Consider the following 2850-nt stretch of genomic DNA (forward strand, 5'->3'; position numbering starts at 1 on the left):
CGGGTGATCGAGCAGCATCGCACCCACTATGTGGTGGCTGATGGCCCGGAGGCATCGATCAAGGCCGAATCGCTGCCGGAGTGGCAGCGCCCGCGCTTCCCCAGCCACGAACGGCCGGCGGTGGGCGACTGGGTGCTGCTGGATGGCATCCGCATCGTTGCCCTGTTGCCGCGACGTACCGCCATCAAGCGTGGCGCTGCCGGTGAGCATTACCACCAGCAGGTGATCGCCGCCAACATCGATACCGTCTTCATCGTCTGTGGCCTGGATGCTGACTTCAATCCGCGCCGTATTGAACGCTACCTGCTGCTGGTGGGCGGTGGCGGTGCCGAACCGGTGGTGGTGCTGACCAAGGCCGACCAGACCGAGTACAGCGAAGATGCGCTGGCGGTACTGGAAGAACTGGAGATGCAGGGCATCGCCCTGCATGCGATCAATGGCCTGGATGCCGACAGTGTTGCAGTGCTGGAGCCGTGGCTGGGCCCCGGCCGCACGGTGGTGCTGGTGGGTTCTTCCGGTGCGGGCAAGTCGACGCTGACCAACACGCTGCTGGGCGAACAGCGGATGAAGACCAATACAGTGCGCGCCAACGATTCGCGCGGCCGCCATACCACCACCCACCGCGCACTGATGCCACTGCCGATGGGCGCCTGCCTGATCGATACGCCGGGCATGCGCGAACTGAAGCCGACCGGCGAAGAAACGCTGGCCGAAGGCGGTTTCGCCGACATCGAAGCGCTGGCCGCGCAGTGCCGCTTCCGCGACTGCATGCACCAGCAGGAACCCGGCTGTGCCGTGCGTGCGGCGATCGATGCCGGCGAGATCGAAGAGAGCCGGCTGCTGAACTACTTCAAGTTGAAGGAAGAAGTGGCCGCCGCCGCTGCCAAGCTGGCCGTGCGCCAGGCCGAGACCGTGCAGGAACGCGGTGGCCGGAAGGGCAAGAGCCAGCAGTTCCGCCCGGCGGGCAAACCGCGCCGGCGTTGACCCCGCGGTGCCGGAAACCCGCTTCCGGTAGATGCCAACCTTGGTTGGCACGGAGGCGTCCGAAGCCGGCCTCTGCCCGCTCTTGGTGGGTGCCAACCTTGGTTGGCACGGAGGTGTCCGAAGCCCGCCGTCGGCGGATGCCAACCAAGGTTGGCACCTACCAACGCGCGGGCAGGGCGTTATAGTCCGCCCATGGAACCGACCGCGACGCTGGACCGTGACGTGGCCCACCATGCAGCGCTCGATGCGCGCCTGGTCGAGGCCGTAGGAGGCATCCGCCTGCTGGGCCTGACCAGCTGGCCGGCGACACTGCAGGCACCCTTCCTGGACAGCGTGGCCCGTGGCCAGCCGACGCTGCCGGTGGTCGACTACCCGAAGCTGGACTTCAGCGACGAGCGTCGCGCGCTGGCCGCGCTCGCTGCCGAGTGTGACGAAAGCCATCCGCTGGGCCATTACGTGCAGCAGTCCGCGCAGAGCTGGGATCTGGCAGCGCAGCTGCTGGAAGGCCTCGGTACCGCGGCCGTGGATGCCTGTTCGATGCAGTTGTTCGGTTCGCCCGAGCAACCGTTGCCGGGCAACGGACCGAGCACGCGCGATGCGGCGCGCCACTTCATCCAGATTGCTGCCGAACTGGATCACGAACTGCTGGCACCGGAAGAGCAGGTGCCGGTCTCGGCCATCGCCCTGCAGTTGCAGCTGCAGAATGATCTCGATGCGTTTTTCGAATCACGCATCATCCAGGTGCAGCTGGATCCGGAACTGGTCTCGAAGGCGGCTGCCGGACCGACCCGCATCCGCCTGCGCACCAGCGCGCGTTTCAGCGCTTACGATCGCGCGCAGCTGTTCCACCACGAAGCGCTGGTGCATTCGTTGACGGCGTTGAACGGTCGCGCGCAGCCGGTGCTGCCGAGCCTGGCGCTGTCTTCGCCACGGGTGACGGCCACCCAGGAAGGACTGGCGACGTTTGCCGAGCAGATCACCGGCAGCATCGACATCGAGCGCCTGAAGCGCATCAGCCTGCGTACCGAGGCGATCGCGATGGCGCGCGAAGGTGCGGACTTCATCGAGGTGTTCCGCTACTTCTGCGATGCCGGGCAGAACCCGGAAGAGAGCTTCGCGTCGGCGCAGCGGGTATTCCGCGGTGTGCCGCCGAGTGGCGGCCTGGCCTTCACCAAGGACACGGTGTACCTGCGCGGGCTGGTGTCGGTGCATACCTTCTTCCGCCACATGCTGGCCGAGGATCGCCTGCAGGTCTGCCGCTGGTTGTTCGCCGGCAAGATGAGCCTGACCGATGCGATCGCGTTCGCCCCGCTGTTCGAATCGGGTGTGCTGAAGCCCCCGCGCTGGCTGCCGCACTGGATGAGCCGGGCCAACGGCCTGGCTGGCATGCTGGCGTTCTCGCTGTTCGCCAACCGCATCCGGATGGACCAGCTGGCGCCGGAATGAAATGCGTTGGCGGGATGATGCGCTGGCGCCTCGATTGATATCGGTTGGCGGCGGTGGGGCACCCTGGCCAGGACACGCCGTAAACCCATCCATGGGGGCTCGATCGGCGCATCCATGCGCCTCACGGTCCTGGCCAGGGTGCCCCACCGCCGCCAGACAGTTTCCCGCGCGGGCGGCAGCACATCACCGCGCCGAAGGGATTGCGCTTGAAAAGCAAAGAGCCGGGCACTGCCCGGCTCTTTGCTTTTGCTCTTGCTCTTGCTTTCCATTGCCTCCGCGCCGGCGCGGGGAACTGTCCAGCGCGGGTAGGCAGGCCCATGCAGGACCGTTGGCGCCATGGATGGCGCCATCGAGCCCCCATGGACGGGTTTACGGCGTGTCCTGCATGGGCCTGCCTGCCCGCGCCATGCAGGAACAATC

Annotated in this window: 2 protein-coding genes; both read left to right on the forward strand. The window is 66.7% G+C overall.

Translation table 11 applies throughout. The annotated features are described in order from the left end of the window. Positions 1-984 (forward strand): ribosome small subunit-dependent GTPase A (gene rsgA / locus AC1VAN_RS17150; protein WP_480986282.1); only part of this gene is annotated, 984 nt, incomplete at its 5' end. A 192-nt stretch (positions 985-1176) separates the two neighbouring features. After that, a complete protein-coding gene (locus tag AC1VAN_RS17155; protein ID WP_032975427.1) occupies positions 1177-2430 on the forward strand; it encodes a flavohemoglobin expression-modulating QEGLA motif protein in 1254 nt (417 codons plus the stop codon). Positions 2431-2850 lie beyond the last annotated feature (420 nt).

Source organism: Stenotrophomonas sp. 05L44_2, from assembly GCF_056665995.1.

Bases quoted from the DNA above. Each gene is read 5' to 3' on its own strand.
- AC1VAN_RS17155 (WP_032975427.1), top strand. From the start codon at position 1,177: ATGGAACCGACCGCGACGCTGGACCGTGACGTGGCCCACCATGCAGCG.